General features: G+C 65.1%; 22 protein-coding genes and 1 tRNA gene. 9 read left to right on the top strand and 14 right to left on the bottom strand.

Annotated features, from left to right (window positions below; genetic code table 11):
- Positions 1 to 102: 102 nt before the first annotated feature.
- From ntrC to dusB, 3 genes are read right to left on the bottom strand one after another with little or no spacing between them, the layout of a single operon-like run.
- On the bottom strand, positions 103 to 1,545 hold the full coding sequence (ntrC, locus tag CVM73_RS02820; protein ID WP_100230498.1) for a nitrogen regulation protein NR(I): 1,443 nt from the start codon (positions 1,543 to 1,545) through the stop codon (positions 103 to 105).
- Between the two features lie 9 nt (positions 1,546 to 1,554).
- On the bottom strand, positions 1,555 to 2,730 hold the full coding sequence (locus CVM73_RS02815) for a two-component system sensor histidine kinase NtrB (RefSeq protein WP_027573361.1): 1,176 nt from the start codon (positions 2,728 to 2,730) through the stop codon (positions 1,555 to 1,557).
- Positions 2,727 to 3,728 carry a tRNA dihydrouridine synthase DusB gene (dusB, locus tag CVM73_RS02810; protein WP_208639165.1) on the bottom strand — a complete coding sequence of 334 codons (1,002 nt, stop codon included), beginning with the start codon at positions 3,726 to 3,728 and terminating at the stop codon, positions 2,727 to 2,729. The genes CVM73_RS02815 and dusB overlap by 4 nt, the downstream gene beginning before the upstream one ends.
- A 277-nt stretch (positions 3,729 to 4,005) precedes the next feature.
- Here dusB and CVM73_RS02805 point away from each other — a divergent pair, with 277 nt between their 5' ends.
- Together CVM73_RS02805 and CVM73_RS02800 are read left to right on the top strand one after the other, a co-directional pair.
- A complete protein-coding gene (locus CVM73_RS02805; protein WP_100230497.1) occupies positions 4,006 to 5,187 on the top strand; it encodes a bifunctional 2-C-methyl-D-erythritol 4-phosphate cytidylyltransferase/2-C-methyl-D-erythritol 2,4-cyclodiphosphate synthase in 1,182 nt (393 codons plus the stop codon).
- A gap of 3 nt (positions 5,188 to 5,190) precedes the next feature.
- A complete protein-coding gene (locus tag CVM73_RS02800) occupies positions 5,191 to 5,799 on the top strand; it encodes a CinA family protein (protein ID WP_100230496.1) in 609 nt (202 codons plus the stop codon).
- Between the two features lie 6 nt (positions 5,800 to 5,805).
- Here CVM73_RS02800 and CVM73_RS02795 read toward each other — a convergent pair whose 3' ends face one another.
- Positions 5,806 to 5,994, bottom strand: coding sequence for a hypothetical protein (locus CVM73_RS02795; RefSeq protein WP_100230495.1), 189 nt, complete (start codon positions 5,992 to 5,994; stop codon positions 5,806 to 5,808).
- A 908-nt stretch (positions 5,995 to 6,902) separates the two neighbouring features.
- Between CVM73_RS02795 and CVM73_RS02785 the strand changes: the two genes are divergently transcribed.
- The 6 genes from CVM73_RS02785 to CVM73_RS02765 are packed head-to-tail and all read left to right on the top strand — an operon-like array spanning position 6,903 to position 12,054.
- On the top strand, positions 6,903 to 7,610 hold the full coding sequence (locus CVM73_RS02785; RefSeq protein ID WP_100230494.1) for a c-type cytochrome: 708 nt from the start codon (positions 6,903 to 6,905) through the stop codon (positions 7,608 to 7,610).
- 10 nt (positions 7,611 to 7,620) lie between these two features.
- Positions 7,621 to 8,874, top strand: a complete 1,254-nt coding sequence (locus CVM73_RS02780; RefSeq protein ID WP_100230493.1) for a cytochrome c — start codon at positions 7,621 to 7,623, stop codon at positions 8,872 to 8,874.
- Between the two features lie 19 nt (positions 8,875 to 8,893).
- Entirely contained in the window at positions 8,894 to 9,070 is a 177-nt protein-coding gene (locus CVM73_RS39970; protein WP_167406587.1) for a hypothetical protein, read from the top strand.
- Positions 9,067 to 9,630, top strand: coding sequence for a cupredoxin domain-containing protein (locus CVM73_RS02775; protein WP_100230492.1), 564 nt, complete (start codon positions 9,067 to 9,069; stop codon positions 9,628 to 9,630). Before CVM73_RS39970 ends, CVM73_RS02775 begins: the two co-directional genes overlap by 4 nt.
- Complete coding sequence (locus CVM73_RS02770) at positions 9,617 to 11,239, top strand: b(o/a)3-type cytochrome-c oxidase subunit 1 (protein ID WP_100230491.1); 1,623 nt, start codon at positions 9,617 to 9,619, stop codon at positions 11,237 to 11,239. The genes CVM73_RS02775 and CVM73_RS02770 overlap by 14 nt, the downstream gene beginning before the upstream one ends.
- A complete protein-coding gene (locus CVM73_RS02765) occupies positions 11,239 to 12,054 on the top strand; it encodes a c-type cytochrome (RefSeq protein ID WP_167406586.1) in 816 nt (271 codons plus the stop codon). Before CVM73_RS02770 ends, CVM73_RS02765 begins: the two co-directional genes overlap by 1 nt.
- A gap of 194 nt (positions 12,055 to 12,248) precedes the next feature.
- On the opposite strand, the gene CVM73_RS02760 is transcribed toward CVM73_RS02765, so the two are convergent.
- Both CVM73_RS02760 and lipA read right to left on the bottom strand, forming a co-directional pair.
- Positions 12,249 to 12,719, bottom strand: a complete 471-nt coding sequence (locus tag CVM73_RS02760; protein WP_027542754.1) for a type II toxin-antitoxin system RatA family toxin — start codon at positions 12,717 to 12,719, stop codon at positions 12,249 to 12,251.
- Positions 12,720 to 12,725: 6 nt separating this feature from the next.
- Positions 12,726 to 13,682, bottom strand: coding sequence for a lipoyl synthase (gene lipA, locus CVM73_RS02755; RefSeq protein WP_100230489.1), 957 nt, complete (start codon positions 13,680 to 13,682; stop codon positions 12,726 to 12,728).
- 130 nt (positions 13,683 to 13,812) lie between these two features.
- On the opposite strand from lipA, the gene CVM73_RS02750 reads away from it, so the two are divergent.
- The gene (locus CVM73_RS02750) at positions 13,813 to 14,415 is read left to right on the top strand and encodes a DNA-3-methyladenine glycosylase (protein WP_100230488.1); all 603 of its coding nucleotides are present in this window, start codon (positions 13,813 to 13,815) and stop codon (positions 14,413 to 14,415) included.
- 2 nt (positions 14,416 to 14,417) lie between these two features.
- On the opposite strand, the gene CVM73_RS02745 is transcribed toward CVM73_RS02750, so the two are convergent.
- The 8 genes from CVM73_RS02745 to CVM73_RS02710 form a co-directional block, all read right to left on the bottom strand.
- On the bottom strand, positions 14,418 to 17,294 hold the full coding sequence (locus CVM73_RS02745) for a valine--tRNA ligase (protein WP_100230487.1): 2,877 nt from the start codon (positions 17,292 to 17,294) through the stop codon (positions 14,418 to 14,420).
- Between the two features lie 125 nt (positions 17,295 to 17,419).
- Positions 17,420 to 18,187 (bottom strand): PopZ family protein, encoded by a 768-nt coding sequence (locus CVM73_RS02740; protein WP_167406585.1) that lies wholly within the window; start codon positions 18,185 to 18,187, stop codon positions 17,420 to 17,422.
- A gap of 300 nt (positions 18,188 to 18,487) precedes the next feature.
- Positions 18,488 to 19,873: a TolC family outer membrane protein gene (locus CVM73_RS02735; protein WP_100230485.1), complete on the bottom strand. Its 1,386-nt coding sequence runs from the start codon at positions 19,871 to 19,873 to the stop codon at positions 18,488 to 18,490.
- A 205-nt stretch (positions 19,874 to 20,078) separates the two neighbouring features.
- On the bottom strand, positions 20,079 to 20,741 hold the full coding sequence (locus tag CVM73_RS02730; protein ID WP_167406584.1) for a protein-L-isoaspartate O-methyltransferase family protein: 663 nt from the start codon (positions 20,739 to 20,741) through the stop codon (positions 20,079 to 20,081).
- A 140-nt stretch (positions 20,742 to 20,881) separates the two neighbouring features.
- A complete protein-coding gene (locus tag CVM73_RS02725) occupies positions 20,882 to 21,061 on the bottom strand; it encodes a hypothetical protein (protein WP_100230483.1) in 180 nt (59 codons plus the stop codon).
- Positions 21,062 to 21,272: 211 nt separating this feature from the next.
- Positions 21,273 to 21,347: transfer RNA gene (locus CVM73_RS02720), tRNA-Asn, on the bottom strand.
- Between the two features lie 139 nt (positions 21,348 to 21,486).
- The gene (locus tag CVM73_RS02715; protein ID WP_100230482.1) at positions 21,487 to 21,855 is read right to left on the bottom strand and encodes a hypothetical protein; all 369 of its coding nucleotides are present in this window, start codon (positions 21,853 to 21,855) and stop codon (positions 21,487 to 21,489) included.
- Positions 21,856 to 22,060: 205 nt separating this feature from the next.
- Entirely contained in the window at positions 22,061 to 23,755 is a 1,695-nt protein-coding gene (locus CVM73_RS02710; protein ID WP_100230481.1) for a flotillin family protein, read from the bottom strand.
- Positions 23,756 to 23,767: the final 12 nt, after the last annotated feature.

Raw genomic sequence — 23,767 nt, 5'->3', positions numbered from 1 at the left:
CAGGAATTCTGCCCACCGCGTCAGCCACAACGGCCAGCGCGATCCGGACAGGCTCAGCTCCGCCTTGGTAGGGGGAGCTGAGCCACCGTCCGCTTCGAGAGATCAGCCCCCGCTCCGATACACCTGGATGTCGAGGTCCCGGATCTTCTTCCGCAGCGTGTTGCGGTTGAGACCGAGCAGGTCCGCGGCGCGGATCTGGTTGCCGCGGGTGGCGGCGAGCGCGGCCGTGAGCAGCGGCACCTCGATCTCCTTGAGGATGCGGTGATAGAGGCCGGGCGGCGGCACGCCGTTCGGAAAGCCCTGGAAGTGCGAGGACAGATACGCCTCCACGGCGCCGCCGAGATTGTCGACGCCCTGCTGGACCGCGGCGCCCGGACTGACCGAGGGGGGCGCGAGCTCGCCGTCGATGACGGAGGCCGTGATCACGTCCTGCGGATAGAGCGCGGCGAGGCGCCGGGCGAGATTTTCCAGCTCGCGCACGTTGCCGGGCCAGCGGTGCTGCTTCAGCCGCTCCAGCGCCAGCGCATCCAGCTTCTTCGGCGGCAGGCCGTCCTTCTCGGCCAGCGTGAAGAAGTGACGCACCAGATCCGGCAGGTCCTCGATGCGCTCGCGCAAGGGCGGCAGCCGCAGCGGGACGACATTGAGGCGGAAGAACAGATCTTCGCGGAACAGGCCCTGCTGGATCAGGACGCGCAGGTCCTTGTTCGAGGCTGCGACGATGCGCACGTCGGTCTTGATCGGGGTGCGGCCGCCGACCGTGGTGTATTCGCCCTGCTGCAGGACGCGCAGCAGGCGGGTCTGCGCCTCCATCGGCATGTCGCCGATCTCATCCAGGAACAGCGTTCCGCCTTCGGCCTGCTCGAACCGGCCGGAGGCGCGGGTGTTGGCGCCGGTGAAGGCACCGCGCTCGTGGCCGAACAGTTCGGACTCGATGAGATCGCGCGGGATCGCCGCCATGTTGACGGCGACGAACGGGCCGTTGCGGCGCTTGCCGTAATCGTGCAGCGCGCGCGCCACGAGCTCCTTGCCGGTGCCGGACTCGCCCGTGATCATCACGGTGAGGTCGGTCTGCATCAGGCGCGCCAGCACGCGGTAGATTTCCTGCATCGCCGGCGAACGGCCGACCAGCGGGATCGCCTCCATCTCGGCGTCTTCGTCCGGCGTCGAGGACCGCTCCTTCGGCTCGGCGAGCGCGCGGCCGACGATGGCGATCAGCTCCTTGAGGTCGAAGGGCTTTGGCAGATATTCGTAAGCCCCGCGCTCGGAGGCTCGGATCGCCGTCATGAACGTGTTCTGCGCGCTCATGACGATGACGGGCAGATTCGGCCGCATCTTCTTGATCCGCGGCAACAGGTCGAAGGCGTTTTCGTCCGGCATCACCACGTCGGTGATGACGAGATCGCCCTCGCCCTGGCTGACCCAGCGCCACAGCGTTGCGGCATTGCCGGTCAGCCGCACCTCGTAACCGGCGCGGGATAGTGCCTGATTGAGAACGGTGCGGATGGCGGTGTCGTCATCGGCTACGAGAATGCTACCTGCGGGCATCGTTGATCCTCATTTTGCCCCCTGTGACGCAGGCGACGACTTCCCGGCAGAGCCGTCGCGACTGCTTTGATCGGCATGTTTCACCGACGTGGAATACATCGGCATCAGCACGCGAAAGGTGGTCTTGCGCGGCTGAGATTCGCATTCGATGATGCCCCCGTGATCGCCGACGATCTTGGCGACCAGCGCAAGGCCCAGACCCGAGCCGGTCTGCTTGGTGGTCACGAAGGGGTCGAACAGGTTGGGCAGGAGATCGTCGGGCACGCCAGGTCCGTTGTCCCTCACGCAGAATTCGAGCGGCAGGGATACCCGGGATTTTTGACCGGGGACTGACAGGCGCACGCCGGGGCGGAACGCGGTGGTGAGCTGGATCTCGGCGTCGGGCACGTCGATCAGGGCTTCTGCGGCATTCTTCACGAGATTGAGGAACACCTGGATCAGCTGGTCCTGGTTCGCCAGCACCGGCGGCAACGAGGGATCGTAGTCCTCGATGAAGCGGATGTTGCGGGCAAAGCCCGACTGCGCTAGCCGCTTCACGTGGTCGAGCACCGAATGGATGTTGACGGGGCCGCGCACCACGGGACGTTCGTCGCCGAACACCTCCATGCGGTCGACCAGCGTCACGATGCGGTCGGCCTCGTCGCAGATCAGGCGCGTCAGCATGCGGTCCTCGGACGAGGCCTGCTGCTCCAGGAGCTGCGCCGCGCCGCGAATGCCGGAGAGCGGGTTCTTGATCTCGTGCGCGAGCATTGCTGCTAGCGCTATCACCGAGCGCGCGGCGCTGCGATGGGTGAGCTGGCGATCCATCTTGTCGGCGATGGTGCGCTCCTGCAGCATCACCACGATGTGGCCGGGCCGCTCGGTGAGCGGCGCCACGTGCAGATCGACCTGGCGGTCGCCGCCCATGCGCGGCGTGCCGAGATCGACCTTGTATTCGTTGACGGGCGAGTTCGACGAGCGCACCTGGTCGATCAGCGCCAGCAAGGGACTGCCGAACGGCACCAGCTCCTTCAACGACTGCCGCTTCAGGAACTGCGTCGAGATCTCGAAGAAGGCTTCGGTCGCGATATTGGCGGCAACGATCTTGCCGTCCGGCCCGATCATGAGCACGGGATTGGGTAAGGCATCCAGGATTGCGTCGCTGTCGGACTGAAGCGGCCGACGATGTTCAGCGGCTGAGCTCATGCAGCAGCGCTCCATGCGAAGTCGTCGAAGGCGTCTTGCAGTGAACTGTGAACGAGGCGCGGATCCTCCGAGACCAGGATCTTTTGGCGCCAGGATTTCAGCTTCTCGGCCGGCGCACGGCTCGCCTGCGCCGCGACATCAAGCGCCCAGCCCAGATGCTTGCGAGCATGCCTCAGTCCGATGCGCAGACCATAGAGCGAACAAACGCCATCATAGAGCGTGCGGACATAATGCAGCTGCGTCTCGAGCGAGGGCACAGCTTCCTCAGCTCCGCCCTGCAGGCGGCGGCCGATCTGACCGGGCAGCCAGGGCTGGCCCTGCGCAGCGCGGCCGATCATCACGGCATCGGCGCCTGAGGCTTGCAATGCCGCGAGCGCCTTTTCGTAGGACGTGATGTCGCCGTTGACGACGAGCGGGACGGAGATGGCCTCGCGCACGGCGCGGATCGCATCCCAATCGGCCTCGCCCTTGTAGAACTGGCAACGGGTGCGGCCATGAACGGTGACGAGCTTGACCCCGGCGGCCTCCGCGCGCCGCGCCAGCTCCGGCGCGTTGCGGGTGCGGTCGTCCCAGCCGAGCCGCATCTTCAGCGTCACCGGCACTTTCACCGCCGCGATCGTCGCATCGATCAGGCTGACCGCATGGTCGAGGTCGCGCATCAAGGCCGAGCCGGACTGGCCGCCGGTGACGTGGCGGGCGGGCCAGCCCATGTTGATGTCGATGATATCGGCGCCTTCGGCTTCGGCGATCCGGGCGCCTTCGGCCATCCAGCGCGTCTCGCAGCCCGCGAGCTGGACCACATGGGGGCCGATGCCGGTGGCTTCGCAGCGCAACCGGGACATCCGGTGGCCATTGGCGAGCTCATCGCTCGCGGTCATTTCGGACACGACGAGACCGGCCCCAAGCTCGGCGGCCAGCCGGCGAACGGGCGAGTCAGTCACACCCGACATCGGTGCCAGGAAGACCGGGGTGGCGACATCAATATCGCCAATTTTCAACGGCTTAGAGCCGGATACTGCCGAGCCGGTCACAGGGGTCTCGTTGACTGGGCAGGGCCTCATCGCGCCTGCCATGACCTATCTTGCGCACAATTCTTGTGCAGTCAAGCGTCATGCCTACAGTTTAGACAATTCTGCAAATCTTTCAAGTGCAGTGCAGCAAAATGCTCTTTCCCACAATCCGGGGAAACCCCCTTTTTTTGCGGGCTTGCCGTGCTAGAGGCATGCCGGCAAATCACCCCCTGCTCTTTCATTAGCAACTGAGTATTTGAGTCCTATGGCGAAATCACAACGCACCGCTGTCGTCCTCGTGGCGGCCGGACGCGGCCTGCGCGCCGGCGCCGGCGGGCCGAAGCAATATCGCGAGATCGGCGGTGTGCCCGTGATCTATCGCGCCATGGAAGCCTTCAGCCGCCACGCCGACATCTTCGCGGTGCAGCCGGTGGTGAACCCCGACGACAGCGCCATGTTCACCGCAGCGGTCGCAGGGCTGAAGCACGAGCCGCCGACCAATGGCGGCGCGACGCGGCAGGCTTCGGTGCTCGCCGGCCTCGAAGCGTTGGCGAAGCACGAGCCCGACATCGTCCTGATCCACGACGCCGCGCGTCCCTTCGTCTCGGAAGGCGTGATCTCGCGCGCGATCGAGGCGGCGAGCCGCACTGGTGCTGCGATCCCCACTGTTCCCGTCACCGACACCATCAAGGTCACCGGCGAAAGCGGCAACGTCGCGGACACGCCGGACCGCGCGTCCTTGCGAATCGCACAGACGCCGCAATCGTTTCGTTTCGACGTCATCCTCGAGGCGCATCGTCGCGCGGCAAAGGACGGACGCTCGGATTTCACCGACGATGCCGCGATTGCCGAATGGGCGGGATTGACGGTCGCAACCTTTGAAGGCGATGTTGCCAATATGAAGCTCACCACTCCCGAGGATTTCGTGCGCGAGGAAGCGCGCCTGGCCGCTCAGCTCGGCGACATCAGGACCGGAACCGGCTACGACGTGCATGCCTTCGGCGAAGGCGACCATGTCATGATCTGCGGCGTGCGCGTGCCGCACACCAAGGGTTTCCTGGCCCATTCCGACGGCGATGTCGGCCTGCATGCGCTGGTCGACGCCATTCTCGGCGCCCTCGCCGACGGCGACATCGGCTCGCACTTCCCGCCGAGCGATGCCAAGTGGAAGGGGGCTTCCTCCGACCAGTTCCTGAGATACGCCATCGAGCGCGTCACGGCGCGCGGCGGCCGCGTCGCCAATCTCGAGGTCACGCTGATCTGCGAGCGGCCGAAGATCGGTCCCTTGCGCGACACCATGCGCGCGCGCATCGCCGAGATTTCCGGCGTCGACATCTCGCGCGTGGCGGTGAAGGCGACCACCAGCGAGCGGCTCGGCTTCACCGGCCGCGAGGAAGGCATCGCGGCCACCGCGAGCGCCACCATCCGCCTTCCCTGGGGCGTGTAGGTCATGGGCGGCAGCGACGCACGCGCCCTCTCCCGCTCGCTGCTGGATTTGTGCCGGATGCGCAAGCTGACGATCGCGACCGCGGAGTCCTGCACCGGCGGCCTCGTTGCCGGCGCGCTGACCGATATCCCCGGCTCCTCTGACGTCATTGACCGTGGCTTCGTCACCTACTCCAACGACGCTAAGCGCGCGATGCTCGGAGTCGAGGCGAGCACGCTGGCGAATTTCGGCGCCGTCAGCAAGGAGACCGCAACCGCGATGGCGATCGGCGCGCTGGAGCGCGCCGATGTCGATCTCGCCGTCGCCATCACCGGCATCGCCGGCCCCGGCGGGGCCACGCCCGGCAAGCCGGTCGGCCTCGTGCACTTCGCCGCCGCCGCGCGCGACGGCCGCATCATCCATCGCGAGCACCGCTTCGGCGCAATCGGCCGCAGCGCGGTGCGCGCCCGCTCGGTGGTCGAGGCGCTGCGCATGCTGATGGACCTAGCCCGCGGGCCGCAAGTCGCCGCCAAGCCGCAGCGTACCGCCGCCAGCCGCTTGCGCCCGCGCGTGACCCGCTCGCCGCGCCGGCACGCGGTCAAGCGCAGGCCGCCGCGATCGCCGCGGGGCTGAAGCGCCTCAGGCCGCCGCCAGCAGCGCGCTCGCATGATCGAGCACGCGCTGCTTGACCGCATCGGCATCGGACGGCTTTGCCTTTGCACTGACCGTCAATTCCAGGATCGGTGCAGCAGGATTGGCGACATCAAGGACCTTGGTGACGGAGACGGCAGGCGCAGCCTGATCATCGATGCGGAAGTCGTTGCGCAATTCCGAAATGATCCCGGAGGATATTGATGGGGAACACAGGTCCCGTAGCCTGGATGGAGCGTAGCGCAATCCAGGAGTCGCTCTCGCAGACTCGAAGGCCCTGGATTTCGCTTGCGCTGCATCCAGGCTACAAGACCTTGTGTTGCCCGTCGGGCAAAACATCCAGCCGGCAGGTCAATGGCCGCGCGCGAAATATTCCGCTTTACCGAATTTCGGCTTTGGCGTATTGGTGCATTACCTCATCCCGGTCAGAGGGGCGTATCGCGATCGTCACGACATGCGGGGTGAGCGGCGGTGGACGCTAGTCACATCGGCGCGAGGGGCATTGCAGGGCGGGTAACCGTGAGCGATGAGCCATCGCGCACACGACCGGTGTGATCTAGCGTACGGCAAAACCGTGTCGTCCTGACGCCCGGGGTCTGTGCGTCAAGTCTTGTGGTGATGTGTGTCGCCCGACCGGGTGCGCACGTCAATCATCTGCAAGGCGACGGGGGCAATAGTGCATCGCTCCCCGGGGAGAGCTCGGCATAAGCCGTCAAACCACTGCGCAGGGAAGGCCGGATGTTTGGCTTCACCTGTATGCCGCTGTGCAGCTTCTCGTAGCGCAATCTTCGCACAGTGGACCGTGGGTGCCCGGCCGGCACCCGGTCTTCCCTGCGCCCTCTGACCCAAGAGGGCGACACGACCACGCAAACCTCGGGCACGAACTGCCGCGAGGCCACAGCGTCATGTCTCGTTTTCAAAAAGCACGCAAGTTTTGTCGAATTCGATCGCGATCGCACATGCGAAAGCCGCGACCAAACGTCATCCCGCGTACCCGATCTTGCGCGAGAGCATATTGGCGCAATAATGCTCCGCTACGTTGTGATCCGGAATCAACCGGTCCTGTCTATTGGAGGGTGACGAGATTGTTCGCTCGCACCGTTGCTCTGGCCACCGCCATTGCCACCTTGGCCGCGTTTGATGGTGCGGTCGCACAAACGGCCAACCAGCCGCCGGACACGATGGCGGCGCGGGTCGAGGCCTGTACGCCCTGTCACGGCAATCAGGGCGAAGGCACCAACGACGTCTATTTCCCGCGGCTTGCCGGCAAGCCGGCCGGCTATCTTTACAACCAGCTTCTTGCCTTCAAGAACGGCCGGCGAAAATATCCGCCGATGAACTATTTGCTGGAATTCCTTCCCGACCCCTACCTGCAGCAGATGGCGGACTATTTTGCGGATCAGCATCCGCCGTTACCCCCTGTGGCAACAAGCGATGCCAGCAAGGAGGTGCTGCAGCACGGCCAGTCACTGGTGTCGCGGGGCGATCCGCAGCGCCAGATTCCGGCATGCGGAAGCTGCCATGGTCCCGCCTTGACCGGCATGGAGCCGGGAATTCCGGGCCTGCTCGGACTGCGCCCCAACTACATCAGCGCGCAGTTGGGCGCGTGGCGTTACGGCACGCGCACCGCGAAGGCGCCGGACTGCATGCAGCAGGTCGCTGCCCGGCTCACCGAGGAAGACGTGACGGCGGTCGCGGCATGGCTCGCGAGCCGCCCAGCGCCCGTGAACATCGCGCCGGCGCCGAAGGGCACGTACGTGCTGCCGTTCGCCTGCGGCAGTGAACCGGATTGAGGAGACGGAATTGCGGTCGTGCTCACGAATCCTTGCCGTCTGGCTGCTGCTCTTCGCCGGTTCGTCCGCCGAGGCGCAGCCAAAGCCTGGCTCCGACGCTGGCAGCCTCGTCGCGCGCGGCGAATATCTGGCGCGCGCCGGCGACTGCATCGCCTGCCACACGGCGCCGGAGGGGCGCACCTTCGCCGGCGGACGTGCCATGCCGACGCCTTTCGGCACCCTGTACTCCTCCAACATAACGCCGGATCGCGACACCGGAATCGGCAAATGGACTGCCGAAGACTTCTACAAGGCGATGCACTATGGCCGCTTTCCGGACGGCGGGTTGATGTATCCGGCGATGCCTTTTGCTTCCTACACCAAGGTCACGCGGGCCGATACCGAGGCGATTTTCGCCTATCTGAAGTCAATTCCGCCCGTGAACCAGCGGAATCGTGAGCACGATCTCCGCTTCCCCTATTCGAATCGCCAGCTGATCCTCGGCTGGCGCACGCTGTACTTTTCAGAGGGCGAGTTCAAACCTGACCCGACTAAATCCGCGGAATGGAATCGCGGCGCCTACCTGGTCGAGGGCCTCGGCCATTGCGGCATGTGCCATTCGCCGATCAACGCGCTCGGCGGCACCTCGCAATCGGATGCCTTCAAGGGCGGCCTGATCCCGATGCAGAACTGGTACGCGCCATCGCTCACGTCAAATCGCGAGGCGGGGCTCGGCGACTGGAGCATCAAGGACATCACCGACCTGCTCCAGACCGGCGTTTCCATGCGCGGCGTCGTCTACGGCCCGATGGCCGAGGTCGTGCACAACAGCCTGCAATATCTGAACGACGAGGACACCAGGGCGATGGCGGTGTACCTCAAGAGCATTGCGGAGCCCTCGCCTCCGACGCCGCCAAGCTCGACGTTGCCGACCTCAGAGAGCAGCCTGCTGATCAGCCTCGGCAAGACCGTTTACGACAAGCACTGCGCGAGCTGTCACGGCACGCAGGGCGAAGGCAAGCCGCCGCACTGGCCGCCGCTCGCCAACAACCAGTCGATCGAGATGCAGTCGGCGGTCAATCCGATCCGCATGGTGCTCAATGGCGGCTATCCGCCGGGCACCAAGGGCAATCCGATGCCCTACGGCATGCCGCCTTTCGCAGGATTGCTGTCCGACAACGAGATCGCCGCGGTCGTGTCCTACATCCGTACCGCCTGGGGCAATCGCGGCACGCCGGTCTCGGCGCGCGAGGCCAACGAGCTGCGCTCCGCGCCGCTGAACTGAGAGATGCCAGAGATCCGCCATGATCAATTCCGACCCGCCGACCAGCCCAGCCGCCGCTGACCAGGCGGTCGACGAGGTCGTCGCGCAAGGCCCGTCCGGTGCGCTCGTGCTTGCCGGCATCGCCACGGCCTGCGTGGTCGCGATGTGGCTTGCCTTCTACCTGTTCGTCTTCCTGCCGCGCGGGCCGCTGCAATGAGCGCAGAGGAAACCCATGGCAGCGCCGAGGTCGCGGCCCGCATCGAGCGGCGCTGGGCGACCATTGCCGTGATCATCATCGTGATGATGGCGCTGCTCGCGGCATTCGCCGGAATCCACCGCGCAACCATGCCGCAGCCGCGCGTCGAGACCACCGATCCCTCGCGTTTGCATCTCTCCGGCGAGTTCGTCGAGAGCAATCTCGGCAGCGTGCTGGAAGCCAACGGCAATGTGACCGTGCGCGCGATCGGCCAGCAATATTCCTTCACGCCGGCCTGCATCCTGGTGCCCGCGGACACGCCGATCACGCTGCGCGCCACCAGCGCCGACGTCGTGCACGGCATCCTGATCCAGGGCACCAACGTCAACACCATGCTGGTGCCGGGTTACATTTCCGAGCAGCTCATGCGCTTTGCGAAGACAGGCGACTATCTGATGCCCTGCCAGGAATTTTGCAGTTTTGGCCACGAGGGCATGTGGGGCAAGGTCAAGGTGATCGACAAGACCGAATTCGCGGGTCGTGCGAAGGGTGGCGGGAGGCTGAGCTGTGTTGGCCAATAAGAAGCTCATCCTTGCCCATTTCTGGCTGGCCTTCGCCGTATTCGGCGTCGCGCTCACGCTCGGCGCCTGGCAGATGTTCATCCGCAGCCCGATCGGCACCTGGCTGTCCAATCCCGAGCTCTATTACCGCTCGCTGACCGCGCATGGCACGGTGATGGGCTATGTGTTCCCGACCCTGGTCGCGATGGCTTTTGGCTATGCCATCAGCGAGTCCGCGCTGGAGCAGCGGCTGGTTGGCGTGCGCTGGGCCTGGGCGGGATTCTGGCTGATCGTCGCCGGCAGCATCATGGCGGTGATCCCGATCGCGCTCGGCCGCGCCTCGGTGCTCTACACCTTCTATCCGCCGCTGATCGGCAACGTCTTCTACTATCTCGGCGTCGTGCTGGTCGTGGTCGGCTCCTGGATCTGGGTCGCGCTGATGTCGATCAACCTGCGCGTCTGGCGCAAGGCCCATCCCGGCGCTCCGGTGCCGCTCGCGATGTTCGCCAATGTCGCGGGCTCGTATTTGTGGGCCTGGACCGCGGTCGGTGCCGCGCTCGAGCTGCTCTTGCAGATCATTCCGGTCGCAGCGGGGCTGAAGGCCACGATCGATGCTGGCCTCGCCCGTGTGTTCTTCTCCTGGACGCTGCACGCCATCGTCTATTTCTGGCTGATGCCGACCTACATCGCCTATTACACCATCGTGCCGCGCGCGATCGGCGGCCGCGTCTACTCCGACACCATGGCACGGATCTCCTTCATCCTGTTCCTGGTGGTGGCGATGCCGATCGGCATGCACCACACCTTCGCCGACCCGCAGGTCGGCGCCGGCTTCAAATTCATCCATTCCGCCTTCACCGCGTTGGTGGCGCTGCCGACGCTGCTGACCGTCTTCACGATCTGCGCCTCGGTCGAGATCGCCGCACGCCTGCGCGGCGGGCGCGGCCTGTTCGGCTGGATCAGGGCCCTGCCCTGGGACAATCCGATGATGCTGGCGCTGGCGTTCTCCTTCGTCATGCTCGGCTTCGGCGGCGCCGGCGGCCTCATCAACATGAGCTATCAGCTCGATGCGTCCATCCACAACACGCAGTGGATCACGGGTCATTTCCACCTGATCTTTGGCGGCGCCATCGTGATCATGTATTTTGCGATCGCCTATGATCTGTGGCCGCATCTGACCGGCCGTGAGCTGATCGATCTCCGCCTGATCCGCACCCAGCTCTGGCTGTGGTTCGTCGGCATGATCGTCACCACCTTCCCCTGGCACTGGGTCGGGATCCTCGGCATGCCGCGCCGCATGGCCTATTTTGACTTCAGCGATCCCGCCATCGCGCCGCAGGCGCTCTCCGTCACCCTTTCCGCGGTCGGCGGCTTCATGCTGTTGACCTCGGGCGTTCTGTTCCTGGTCATTCTCGCGCGCGGCATGCGCGCACCCCAGGCCGACGCCGGCCCCTACCGGTTTGCGCTGGCCGTGCACCAGCCGGCGACCGTGCCGGTCGCGCTCAACACCTACGCGTTGTGGGTGGGGCTGATGATCGCGCTCACCCTCACCAATTACGGCTACCCGATCCTGACGCTGGCGCTGAACGAAGGCACCTCGGTGCCGGCCGTCTATGTGGGAGCGCAGTGATGAGCGCGCGCGACCTCTTCACCTTCCGTAACCGGCATTTCACGACGGGTGTCGGCGTCACCGCCGCGATTCTGATCGTGACCGCGATCGGCGGCTTCATCGTGCTGCCCTTCGCGCAACCCTGGGTCCAGTTCGCCAATGTCTGGGATGCGATCTGCAGTGCCGCCGGCCTGCCACAGCGCACGGCGACCGTGGCGGCGCCGGAGCAGACCAGGCGCCTGTCCGGGGTCGTGCTCACGTCGAGCACGCTGTCGCGATCGAGCCAGGAAGCGATCGGCCGCGGCGCGACGCTGGCACAGCGTTGCGCGATCTGCCACGGCCCCACCGGCATCAGCCGCGCGGACTCGCCCAATCTCGCCGGCCAGTATGCGGCCGTGATCTACAAGGAGCTGCATGATTTCCGCTCGGGCGCGCGCACCAATGCCGTGATGTCGCCGTTTGCGGTTGGCCTGACCGACCAGGAGATCGCCGATCTCTCTAATTATTACGCCTATCTGCCGCGGCTACCGGCCTATCACCCGACACCGCAGCTACCGAAACCTAACATCGTCATTTATGGCGCGCCGATGCGCGGAATCGCGCCCTGCGGTTCCTGCCATGGCAGCCTCGACAACAAGACCGGTAGCCCGTGGCTGGAGGGTCAGTCCGATGCCTACATGAAAGCGCAGCTCGAGGCCTTCGCGACCGGTGAACGGCGCAACGACATCAGCCAGCAGATGCGCAACATCGCGCGTGCAATGACGCCGCAGGAGATCGAGCAGGCCGCGGCGTACTACGCCTCGCAGCCGCCGGATGTGGTGAAGGCGGTGGATTGAAGCGAGGATCTCGTGCCCCGGACGCAGCGCAGCGCTCTCAAGGCGATGCGAAGCATCGTCCGGGAGCGGTGCGCTGCAGGGCCGGGGCCCATGCTTCCGAGGGCAGTTCATGCAGCGTGGGTCCCGGCTCTGCGCAGTAACGCTAAGGGCGTTGCGGCGCGTCCGGGACACGAGAGCGTGCCTGATCGTAAAGTCTACGTCGACGCCAGCTTCGGCCGGCCGTAGATCGCGTCGGCCCGCTTCTCGAATGCTGTGGAGAATCGCGCGAATGCAGCGTCGAACATCGAGCCCATCAGCATCGCCAGCATGCGGCTCTTGAATTCGTAGGCGAGGAAGAATCCGACGTCGCAGACGCCCTCGCCCTTGGGCTCGAACGTCCACCGGTTTTCCAGATTCCTGAACGGACCTTGCAGATATTCGACCAGGATTTTCAGATTGGCGCGGTCGAGCGTCACGCGGCTGGTGAAGGATTCCTTGACCAGCTTGAACGACACCGTCATGTCGGCGACCAGCACCTCGGTGCCGTCGGGCTTCGCCATGCGCTGGCGCACCTTCAGCGCGCTGCACAGCGGCACGAACTCCGGGTAGCGCTCGACATCGGCGACCAGATCAAACATCTCGGACGCGCTGTGGTTGACACGGTGCTTGCTCGAAACTCGATGCATGGTACGTCAGCGGGCGTGAGCTGCCCGCGCAGCCTTCAGTCTCGCGAAATCCTCGCCGGCATGATGCGACGAGCGGGTGAGCGGGCTCGCCGACACCATCAGGAAGCCCTTGGTGTAGGCGATCTTTTCATAGGACGAGAATTCGTCCGGCGGCACATAGCGCATCACCGCGTGATGCTTGCGGGTCGGCTGCAGATATTGCCCAATGGTGAGGAAATCGACCTCGGCCGAGCGCAGATCGTCCATCACCTGCTGCACCTCGTGGCGCTCCTCGCCGAGGCCGACCATGATGCCGGACTTGGTGAAGATGGTGGGATCGAGCTCCTTGACCCGCTGCAACAGCCGGATCGAGTGGAAATAGCGCGCGCCCGGCCGCACCGTGAGATAGCGCGACGGCACGGTCTCGAGATTGTGGTTGAACACGTCCGGCTTCGCCGCGACGACGATTTCGAGCGCCCCCTCCTTGCGCAGGAAATCGGGCGTCAGGATCTCGATCGTGGTCGACGGGCACGCGGCCCGGATCGCGCGGATGGTCTGGGCAAAGTGCTCAGCACCGCCATCGGCAAGATCGTCGCGGTCGACCGAGGTGATGACGACGTGGGCAAGACCCAGCTTGGCGGTCGCCTCGGCGACGTGCTGTGGCTCGGCCGCATCCAGTGCATTCGGCAGGCCGGTCTTGACGTTGCAGAAGGCGCAGGCCCGGGTGCAGGTGTCACCCATGATCATGAAGGTCGCGTGCTTCTTGTCCCAGCACTCGCCGATGTTCGGGCAGCCCGCCTCCTCGCACACCGTGTGCAGGCCGTTGGACCGTACGATGTTGCGGGTGTCGGCGTAGCCGCGGGTGTTGGGTGCGCGCACACGGATCCAGTCCGGCTTCGGCGGCGAAGCGGAATCGGGCCGGTTCACCTTTTCGGGGTGGCGCGGGCGCAGCGGGTTCGAGATGGTATCGACAATAACGACCATGGGGTGTCCGGTCTGTTCAGGTCCTACCTAGTCGGTCTGGGCAAGCATCGCAACCCAACTCGCACCGCTTCAGGGAACATGGCAGATATGGGCAATATCCTGCTCTGTTCTCAGGCGATTCTCTCCTCGAATGGCTCCAATCTCGAAGACCTCATCCCCACGGCTTGGCAAGCTGCTGAAGCGGTCGTTTTTCGGCCGCAGCGTCCACGAGGTGGCGCCCGACCTGATCGGTGCCACCATGCTGGTCGACGGCGTCGGCGGGATCATCGTCGAGGTCGAGGCCTATCATCATACCGACCCGGCCGCACACTCCTACCGCGGGCCGACGCCGCGGAACCAGGTGATGTTCGGCCCGCCCGGTTTTGCTTATGTCTATCGCTCCTACGGCATCCACTGGTGCGTGAACTTCGTCTGCGAGGAGCAAGGCTCGGCCAGCGCCGTGCTGATCCGCGCGCTGGAGCCGACGCATGGCTTGGCTGCGATGCGCCGACGCCGGCATCTGCAGGACGTGCATACGCTGTGCTCGGGCCCAGGCAAGCTGACCGAAGCGCTCGGCGTCACTATCGTGCACAATGCGCTGCCACTCGACCGACCGCCGATCGCGCTGCATGCGCGGACGGAGGATGTGGAGGTCGCGGCCGGCGTCCGCATCGGCATCACCAAGGCGGTCGAGCTGCCCTGGCGCTATGGCATCACGGGCTCGAAATTCCTCAGCAAGCCGTTTCCGAAGTAGGCCTACGACGCCTGCTTCAGCCGCTCCAGCGCCTCCAGCAGCTTGGCTTTGCGCGCCAGCGCGGCCTCGCGCTTTTCACGCTCCTCCTCGACGATCTCCTCGGCCGCGTTGGCGACGAACTTCTCGTTGGCCAGCTTGGATTCGGCGCGCTTGATGTCGGCGTCGGCCTTGCCGATCTCCTTGTCGAGGCGCGTGCGCTCGGCGGCGACGTCGATCACGCCCTTCAGCGGCAGCGCGACGACCTCACCGCGCACCAGGAGCTGAACCGCACCGTCAGGCGCGCGATCGGCGAAGGAAATATCCGACAGCCGCGCCATGCGCTTGATGACATCGGTCCAGCGCGGCGCGCGCTCCCTGGTCTCGGCCGAGGCGCTGGCGAGCACCAGCGCCGTCAGCGTCGCCGGGGGGATGTTCATCTCGGCACGCACCGAGCGGATCTGGGTGATGAGGTCGATCACCCAGCCGATCTCGGCTTCCGCCTTGGGATCGGTGAAATCGGCATGGTCGAAGATCGGCATGACCAGCGCCGGCGAGATCAGCGGATCGATCGGCCCGGCGGCTGCGGCGAGCATCGCGAGTTGCTCCGGCGAAGGCTGAGCCGGCTTCAGCGGCCACGGCGCCAATGCGAGCAGGCCGTCGCGCTTGGCCGTCACCTCCCACAGCTCTTCGGTGATGAAGGGCATGAAGGGGTGCAGCAGCTTGAGGATCTCGTCGCGCGCCCAGGCGACCATGGCGCGGGTCTCGTCCTTGGCGGGGCTGTCCGGGCCGAGCAGCACGGGCTTTGCGAGCTCGACATACCAGTCGCAATAGACGTTCCAGACGAAGCGGTAGATGCTGCCTGCGGCATCGTTGAAGCGATAGGCTTCGATTGCCTCGGTCACCTCACGCGTGGTGTGCGCGCTTTCATGCGCGATCCAGCGGTTCAGCGTCTCCTTCGCCTTCGCCGGCTCGAAGCCTTCAGGCACGGCGCAGTGGTTCATCTCAGCGAACCGACAGGCATTCCAGAGCTTGGTCGCGAAATTGCGGTAGCCCTCGACGCGGCTGGTGGCGAGCTTGATGTCGCGGCCCTGCGCCGCCATCGCGGCCAGCGTGAAGCGCAGCGCGTCCGCGCCGTATTCGTCGATCAGGTTGAGGGGATCGATGACATTGCCCTTCGACTTCGACATCTTGGCGCCCTTCTCGTCGCGGACGAGGGCGTGGATGTAGACGGTCGAGAACGGCACCTCCTTCATGAAGTGCAGGCCCATCATCATCATGCGGGCAACCCAGAAGAAGATGATGTCGAAGCCGGTGACCAGCGCATTGGTCGGATAGTAGCGCTGCACCTCGGGCGTATCGTCGGGCCAGCCGAGCGTCGAGAACGGCCACAGCGCCGAGGAGAACCAGGTGTCGAGCACGTCCTCGTCACGGGTGATGAAGCCTTCGCGCTTGTTGCGGTCGAGCGCCATCTCGCGCCCCTGCTCGACCGTGATGACCTCCTGCTCGACATAGTAGCCGAGCGCGTGGCTGATCGCCTCTTCCTCGGTCTCGGCGACGAACACCTTGCCATCCGGACCGTACCAGGCCGGGATCTGGTGACCCCACCAGAGCTGGCGCGAGATGCACCAGGGCTGGATGTTCTCCATCCAGTCGAAATAGGTTTTCTCCCAGTTCTTCGGCACGAATGTGGTTTCGCCCGAACGCACCGCTGCGATCGCCGGCTTGGCCAGCGTCTTGGCGTCGACATACCACTGGTCGGTCAAATACGGCTCGATCACCGTGCCGGAACGGTCGCCATGCGGCACCATGTGCGTGTGCGGCTCGATCCGCTCGACGAAGCCGAACGATTCCAGCCGCTCGACGATGCGCTTGCGCGCGACGAAGCGGTCGACCTTGTGGAACTCCTCGGCGAATTGCCCGGCGCCTTCGGGGAGGTCGCGCAGATAATCCTCGTTGTCGAGGAGATCGAGGCAGCCTTCCCTGTCGATCACGCTGATCCGGCGGAGGCCGTGGCGATTGCCGACCTCGAAGTCGTTGAAGTCGTGCGCCGGCGTCACTTTCACCGCACCCGAGCCCTTCTCCGGATCGGAATAGTCGTCGGCGACGATCTGGATCTTGCGGCCGACCAGCGGCAGGATGACGTTCTTGCCGATCAGCTTCCGATAGCGCTCATCCTCGGGATGCACGGCCACGCCGGTATCGCCGAGCATGGTCTCGGGGCGCGTGGTGGCGACGACGATGAAGCTCGCGGGATCCTCGGGGCTGAACGTCTTGCCCTCGATCGGATAGCGCAGATACCAGAGGTGGCCCTTGACCTCGGTCTGCTGCACTTCGAGATCCGAGATCGCGGTCAAGAGCTTGGTGTCCCAGTTCACCAGCCGCTTGTCCTTGTAGATCAGGCCCTCGCGGTGCAGCTCGACGAACACCTTGACGACGGCCTTCGACAGGCCCTCGTCCATGGTAAAGCGCTCGCGCGACCAGTCGCAGGACGCGCCGAGCCGCTTGAGCTGGTTGATGATGGTGTCGCCGCTCTCGGCCTTCCACTGCCAGACCCGCTCCAGAAACTTCTCGCGGCCCATCTCGCGGCGGCCCGGCTGCTGGCGCTCCATCAGCTGCCGCTCCACCACCATCTGGGTGGCGATGCCGGCATGGTCCGTGCCGGGCTGCCACAGCACGTCGCGGCCGCGCATGCGCTCGAACCGGCAGAGAATGTCCTGCAGTGTGTTGTTGAGGGCGTGGCCCATGTGCAGCGAGCCCGTCACGTTCGGCGGCGGGATCACGATGGTAAAGGGCACAGCATCACGGCGGTCGGGTCGGCCGGCCTTGAAGGCAAGGCTGTCCTCCCACACGACGGACATGCGGGTTTCGATATCGGCGGGCTGGTAATTTTTCTCGATCATGGGGGTGCTAGAAAGCCGCGCGCGCGGTTCAAGTCAACGGGAAGCTCAACGGCAGGCACTCCGGCCTGGGTCGCAGGCCGAATATGACGCAGGAGCAGGGCTTTATCGGGGCCGTACGGCCCGTCTTAACGGCCGCCGCGCGAGACCCGCTCGATTTCGGCCTTCACGATGCGTTCAACGAGGCCCGGCAGGTTGTCGTCGAGCCAGGACTTCAGCATCGGCCGCAGCATCTCCTTGACCAGGTCCTCCAGCGTCCGTGCATTGCTGCTGAGCACCGTATGGGCCAGCGAGTTGAAGGCGGATTCGACCGCGGAGACCGTCGATTGCGCGAGAATCGGCTGCTGCGGTGGCAGCGGCGGGGCGTCAAAATCGACCGGCGCGTAGGACGGCGGCGGAGCGGGGCGCGGCTGCGGCGATTCGGCGAATTCCAGATCGTCGCGCGGCTCGACCTTGCGGAAGCTTGGTGGCGGTGGAGGCGGTGTCGGATCCACCGCCATCTCGTCCGTCAGTTCGAGCACGTCGGGCTCAGGCTCTGGCTCTGGCTCGGGAGTGCGGGCCTCGGGCGCAGGCGTGGCCGCGTCGAGCCCCGCCAGCAGCGCGTCGATGTCGTCCTGGCTGTTGGATGCGTCCGCCGCAGGCGCGGGTGGCGGCGGCGCCGGAGCCGGCTTCGCAGCCGGCGGTGGCGCGGGCTTCTCGGCGGCAGGTTTGGACGGTGCGACCTTGGATGGCGGAATGTCGTTCATCGGCTTCGGCGAGGCGGTTGGCGCCGCAGCCTTTTCGGGCTTGGCGGCCTCAGCCGGCGGGGGCTTGGCCTCGTCGTCGGCAATGATGCGCCGGATCGAGGCCAGAATCTCCTCCATGGAGGGTTCTGTGACCTTTGCAGGCTGCGTCATCTCCGACTCCACATCATCAACGCCCTCGCATGCGTTGTTTTACACCAAGCACGACAGGATTGGCCGGTTCCGGACGGGAGGCCCGTCATTTTCGTCGCGGCAGCCCGACTTGTCCCCAGATCACGGCTCAACGTGCAGCGGTGCGCCCCTGCCCCCGGCACTCAAGCGATACGCACACGACAACGCGGGGCGAATCGACCCGCATCATCTTGGCAAGGCTATGTCAGGGATTTTGATGATTGCAAGCAAAGCACCGGTCGGCCGCAATTGTTCGCGAGGCCGACCGGATACTTAAGGGAATCAGCGCCCGTCGGGCGTGCGCACGCCGGCCCAGCTGTCGCGGACCTGATGGTAGTGAACGCTGGCGTCGTAGGTTGTGGTCGGCAAGCCAAGGACCTGGGGCGATAGACGGCCCACGGCACTCAGCACCGAATAGGATGCAACCACGCGATCGTGTTGTGCGGTGACGAGTGCGACACGCGCATTCACCAGCGCCTGCTGCGCGTTGAGCACGTCGAGCGTGGTGCGCTGGCCGGCCTTGGCCTCTTCACGGACACCGTTCAGCGCGATCTCGGACGCCGTCACCTGCGCCTGAGCCGACTGCACCTGCGCCTTGCTGGCCTGCAACTGGCCCCACGTCTGCACGACCGTGGCACGAGCCTGATCGCGGGTCGTCTCCAGATTGAGGCGCTGCTGCGCAAGGTTCTCCTTGGACTGACGAATCAGCGCGTATTCGGCACCACCCTGATAGATCGGAGCCGAGAGCTGCGCGACCGCAGAGGCGCCGAACGAACGGTATTGGATCAGGGACTGCTCGAAGGCTTGGGTGACGGATGCTTGCAGGGTGACCGTCGGCAGCAACGCGCCTTCGTTGATCTTCACCTGAAGATGATTGACGTCGATGCCGTACATGCCCGCCGTGACGTTGGGGTTCTCGACGAGGGCGAGCTCGACTGCAGCTGCAAGGGTCGGAGGCAGGAACCGATCGACAGGGGAGCCCGGCGCGAGGTTTGACGGCTCGTTACCGATGATGCGCCGGAAGTTCGCCCGCGTCGTGGTCAGATTTGCTTCGGCGGTCAGCGCCTGCGTCTTGCCGGCAGCCAGTTGCGCCTCCGATTGCGCGACGTCGGTGCGGGTCACCTCGCCGACGTTGAAGCGGTCACGGGTCTGCTTCAGCGTCTGCTCGAGCACGCGTACGTTGCTGCGCTGGACTTCCAGCGTGGCGGCGTCGCGCAGATAATCCATGTATGTCGTCGCGGCCTGGAGCAGCACGCTCTGGTCAAGCACGCGCAACCCCTCGCGGGCACCGGAGACCTGGCTCTCGGCGGCGCGCGTCCGGTTGGCAGTCTGATTGCCGTTGTACAATGTCTGGGAGGCGGTCAGTCCCACACTGCGGGGGATGCCCGTGCCGTTCACGGGGTCGCTGGTCGTGCTGCTCTTGAAGTCCGAGTACTGGTAACCAGCGCTCGCCGTCAGCGAGACCCTGGGGCGATAGCCCGACAAGGCCTGAGGAACGTTTTCGTCAGTCGAGCGCACCTGGGCACGCTGCGCGTTGAGCTGCGGATTGTTCTGATAGGCGCGCACCAGCGCGGCCTCGATCGTATCGGCCAAGGCAGGCGTCGGCCCGGCCAGCGCCAGCAGCAGGACCGAAACCGCAGCTCCGGTGAAGAGCTTCACCCCATGCATCCCAAAATTTCCGTTCATTCTAACGCCCGGCTCGTGCCCGCGAGCTGGGTTACCGTCTACGAGTGGAGTCGTTGCCCCGCCGCAACATAGGACGCGGTCAAGCGCGACGGAACTACCCCAGGGTAGTTCTCAGTGGAAACTCTTCACGTGCAGCATCCCGGCCACACTTCTGATTCAGAACGGGATTTGGGCGGGTTTTGGGCCGTCAGAAGACAAAGGCGGCCGCCCGTTCCAGCCCGGGAAGGACCGGGGCTGCGGCATCGAACAGCGCCCGATGGCCGAACTCGCCGTGGGTACGGGTCACGATCGTGGCGCGTGGCGGCCTGGATTCGGCCGACACCCCCACCAGACGCCCGCCCTCCTTCAGCTGCCCGAGCAGAGCTTCCGGCATCACCTCGGCTGCGCCGTTGAGGACGATCACATCATAGGGGGCGGCGGAAGGTTCCCCGTCGGTGCAGGCCGCGGCCTTACAGGTGACATTGGCAAGCCCCAGGGCGGTGAAGGCGTCCCTGGCCTTTGTAGCCAAAGCCGAATCGCATTCGATCGCGGTGACCTGGCGCGCGAGCTTGGCGGTCAGCGCGGCGAGGTAGCCCGTGGCGCAGCCGACGACCAGCACGTTGTCGCCCTCGCCGATTTCGGCGGCCTGAAGCAACTTGCCAGTCAGCGCCGGCTTGATCAGGAACCGCTTGGCGGCGCCTTCGCTCACATCGAGGTCCAGGTCGAGGTAGGCCAGTGCCTGGCGGCCGGCCGGCACAAAAGCCTCGCGCGGAACCGTGAGCATGGCGTCGAGAATACGGCGGTCGGTGACGTCATTGGTGCGCACCTGGCCATCGACCATTCTTTGGCGCGCGGTCGAAAAACCGGACATTTGCGGATCCTGCAATGCGGACGATGCCGCGGAAGGAAATTCGCAGCATCTTTGAAGCATGCACAGTCAAAACGCAACACGGCCGTGGGCCTTGAGCGACCACGGCGTCCGCAACTCCCCGATCGAGGCGCCGATCAGCCTTATTCGATCGCTACCGCCAGGCGGCCGATCAGAGCAGCGACCTCGTCCAGCCGTGCCGAATCCGGCGTCTCGACCGCGCGCGCGAGACAAGCGAGGCATTCATCGTCGCTGAGCTCGGGAATGCCGGCCGGCAGAATCGAGGGGGCCATCAGAGAACGGTCGACCTGGATGTCTGGCATGGGAATCAGCTCCGTAAATGTCCGGCGCTTCGATCGTCGATGTGAATTGAGTCGATTTGGCGCCGCCTGCATGGCGCGACCGCGCCCGCACACACAACTGTTTGAGGGCGATTCCGCGCCGGATCGCGAGTGCAGCGCTCAAAGATCACGACAAGAAGATCGCGCACCGCATGAGAATGCGATGACAAATCATTGAATTGTCAGCAAGATTTGGCTCCCCGGGCTGGATTCGAACCAGCGACCATCCGATTAACAGTCGGATGCTCTACCGCTGAGCTACCGAGGAAAAGGCGAACCGTTCGTTCGCGCGCGGCTGCGTATAACAAAGCCGCTTGCGCTTGCAAAGGACGAATTCGTCATCATCCGCAACGCACTGCCGCGGAAGGGCCTGGAATGGCCCCTCCTCCGGCCAGGTCGGCCAAACATTATTCTGCGAGAAATGAGGTGGTCTTGGTGCCGGAATCGTAGCGCAGGCGGAGCGCGGTGAACTTGCAGAGGTTGACGTTCTTCCACAGCACCGCCTCGTCATAGTTCTGCCAGTCGACGCGGATGTTCCAGACGCAGCCTTCGTCGTCATCGTCGAACTCGACATAGGTGCTGGCCTGGTTCTGCAGCACCTTGTCGAGCTCGTTCTCCCATTCGTCGAGGCCATCATCCGGCGCGTTGAAGCCCAGGAATTTGATGGCATAGCCGGTCTCGTTGACGACAGTGACGTTGCGGGCATCGGCCGCGAACGACGGCGCGGCAGCGATCGAAAGGCCGATGGCGATCAGCCCAGACAGAAAATGCTTCATATGAAAGTCTCCGATCGAAACAGGCCTCAGCGCCCGACATCGATCGACGCAGGCGCCGCGGCAATCAACGCGTTGCCTCAAGACTCGTCCGGAGCGAGATCGAACGATTCAAGACACGATCGATCTGCACTCCGGAACGTTGCGCGACGCGAGACGCGCCCAGCCTGTGTATCGTTTCGAATTCTCCGCAGCAATGAACGGGCATTCATAGATCGGCGGCGTTTGTCTTCTCCGGCACTGGCGCCGGCACGGCCGCGCCGTTGCTCTTGCCCGTCACGGCACCGACCAGCGCCTTGACGGGATCGTCGCCCGGCGCAAAGCCGCTCTGGCGCAGGATCTCGTCGATCATCGGACGCAGCGCGTGTACCTTGAGCAGCTCGCCGGCCAGACCTTCACCGAAGCCGACATTGCCTGCGCTCGCGCCGTTGCCGCCGAATGCGCCGCCGGTGTGCAGGATGCGGACGTCCTTGAGGTTCGCGATCGGCTTCACCATCTCGGCCAGCGCCGACGGCATGGTCTCGATCCGCTTCTTGGCGATCTCGAAATCGATCACGTTGCTGCCGAGCTTGTTCTGCGCCTCGTTCTTCATGGTGATGACGGCAGCTTCCGCCTCGCCGATGTTACGCACGCCGACCGCCTTGATCTTGTTCGATTCGGCTTCCGCCGTTGCGAGCGTCTTGACGGCCTCGGCACGGTCGAGCGAGGCCTTCTTCTCGGCTTCGGCCGCGACGATCAGCTCGGTCGATTTGCGTTCGGCCTCGGTGCGCGCGGCCAGCACCTGGGTGAGACGGGCACGATCGGCAACCTCGACCGCGCGTGCGGTCACCACCTTTTCCTCCGCCGAGACGGCCAGCGCTTCGGCCGTCTTGGCCTCCGCAACGGCTTCCGAGGTCTGCTTGCTCTTCGCCGCGATCTGGATCTCGTTTTCCTGCGTCGCGATCTGGATCTCGCGCTGGGCGTCGGTCTTGCGCTTGTTGATTGCGAGGTCCGACTCGATCACCGCGGTTTCCTTGACCTGCTTGGCGCCGGCCTCCTTCTCGGCGACCGCCCTGTCTGTGTCGATGCGGGCATTCTCCTCGGTCAGGCGCGCGGTCTGCGTCGCGGTTGCGACCTCGGCGCGGGTGCTGGCGGTCTTGTTGGCGATGTCGCGCTCCTGGGAAAGCTCGGCTTCCTTCTTGGTGCGTTCAATCCCGAGAGTCTGCTGCCGCGCCTCGAGGTCCTTCTGTGCGATCGCCACCTCATTGTCGCGCACAATCGCATTGCGGTCGCGCCGACGGGTCTCGGTGACCGTCTTCAATTGGGTCAGACCTTCTGCGTCGAAGAAATTCTCCGGGTTGAAGAACTTGACGTCGGTCTGGTCCAGCTTGGTCAGCGATACCGACTCCAGCTCGAGCCCGTTCGACTTCACGTCCGACTCGACGGTGGACTGCACGTGCTTGACGAAGTCCGAGCGCTTCTCCTGGAGCTCCAGGATGCTCATGGTCGCAGCCACCGAGCGCAGGCCGTCGACGAATTTGGCCTCGACCTGGTTGCGCAGGGCCTCGGCATCGTTGGTCAGCGCGCCCAAGGTCTGGCTTGCGAGTGCGATGCTCTCCTCGTCCGGGCGGACGCGCACGTAGAACTCGGCGACGATGTCGACGCGCAGGCGGTCCTTGGTGATGAGGGATTCCCGCTCCTTGCGCTCGACGGTGAGCCGCAGCGTCTTCAGGTTGACGCTGGCATAGGAGTGGAAGATCGGCAGGATCATGGCGCCGCCGTCGAGCACGACCTTCTTGCCGCCAAGCCCGGTGCGCACGAAGGCCTCGTCGCGGGTGGCGCGCTTGTAGAGAATGGTGAAGACGATCCCCAGAACGACGATCAGCGCGACGCCGATCATGGCCGGGACTGCGATGTCGAACATGACTTTCTCCAA

Origin of the sequence: Bradyrhizobium forestalis, assembly GCF_002795245.1 — a bacterium.
GTDB lineage: Bacteria > Pseudomonadota > Alphaproteobacteria > Rhizobiales > Xanthobacteraceae > Bradyrhizobium > Bradyrhizobium forestalis.
This window is presented reverse-complemented; position numbering and strand designations above follow the sequence as displayed.

Bases quoted from the DNA above. Each gene is read 5' to 3' on its own strand.
- ntrC (WP_100230498.1), bottom strand. From the start codon at position 1,545: ATGCCCGCAGGTAGCATTCTCGTAGCCGATGACGACACCGCCATCCGC.
- CVM73_RS02815 (WP_027573361.1), bottom strand. From the start codon at position 2,730: ATGAGCTCAGCCGCTGAACATCGTCGGCCGCTTCAGTCCGACAGCGAC.
- CVM73_RS02805 (WP_100230497.1), top strand. From the start codon at position 4,006: ATGGCGAAATCACAACGCACCGCTGTCGTCCTCGTGGCGGCCGGACGC.
- CVM73_RS02800 (WP_100230496.1), top strand. From the start codon at position 5,191: ATGGGCGGCAGCGACGCACGCGCCCTCTCCCGCTCGCTGCTGGATTTG.
- CVM73_RS39970 (WP_167406587.1), top strand. From the start codon at position 8,894: ATGATCAATTCCGACCCGCCGACCAGCCCAGCCGCCGCTGACCAGGCG.
- CVM73_RS02775 (WP_100230492.1), top strand. From the start codon at position 9,067: ATGAGCGCAGAGGAAACCCATGGCAGCGCCGAGGTCGCGGCCCGCATC.
- CVM73_RS02765 (WP_167406586.1), top strand. From the start codon at position 11,239: ATGAGCGCGCGCGACCTCTTCACCTTCCGTAACCGGCATTTCACGACG.
- CVM73_RS02760 (WP_027542754.1), bottom strand. From the start codon at position 12,719: ATGCATCGAGTTTCGAGCAAGCACCGTGTCAACCACAGCGCGTCCGAG.
- lipA (WP_100230489.1), bottom strand. From the start codon at position 13,682: ATGGTCGTTATTGTCGATACCATCTCGAACCCGCTGCGCCCGCGCCAC.
- CVM73_RS02750 (WP_100230488.1), top strand. From the start codon at position 13,813: ATGGCTCCAATCTCGAAGACCTCATCCCCACGGCTTGGCAAGCTGCTG.
- CVM73_RS02745 (WP_100230487.1), bottom strand. From the start codon at position 17,294: ATGATCGAGAAAAATTACCAGCCCGCCGATATCGAAACCCGCATGTCC.
- CVM73_RS02740 (WP_167406585.1), bottom strand. From the start codon at position 18,187: ATGACGCAGCCTGCAAAGGTCACAGAACCCTCCATGGAGGAGATTCTG.
- CVM73_RS02735 (WP_100230485.1), bottom strand. From the start codon at position 19,873: ATGCATGGGGTGAAGCTCTTCACCGGAGCTGCGGTTTCGGTCCTGCTG.
- CVM73_RS02730 (WP_167406584.1), bottom strand. From the start codon at position 20,741: ATGTCCGGTTTTTCGACCGCGCGCCAAAGAATGGTCGATGGCCAGGTG.
- CVM73_RS02725 (WP_100230483.1), bottom strand. From the start codon at position 21,061: ATGCCAGACATCCAGGTCGACCGTTCTCTGATGGCCCCCTCGATTCTG.
- CVM73_RS02715 (WP_100230482.1), bottom strand. From the start codon at position 21,855: ATGAAGCATTTTCTGTCTGGGCTGATCGCCATCGGCCTTTCGATCGCT.
- CVM73_RS02710 (WP_100230481.1), bottom strand. From the start codon at position 23,755: ATGTTCGACATCGCAGTCCCGGCCATGATCGGCGTCGCGCTGATCGTC.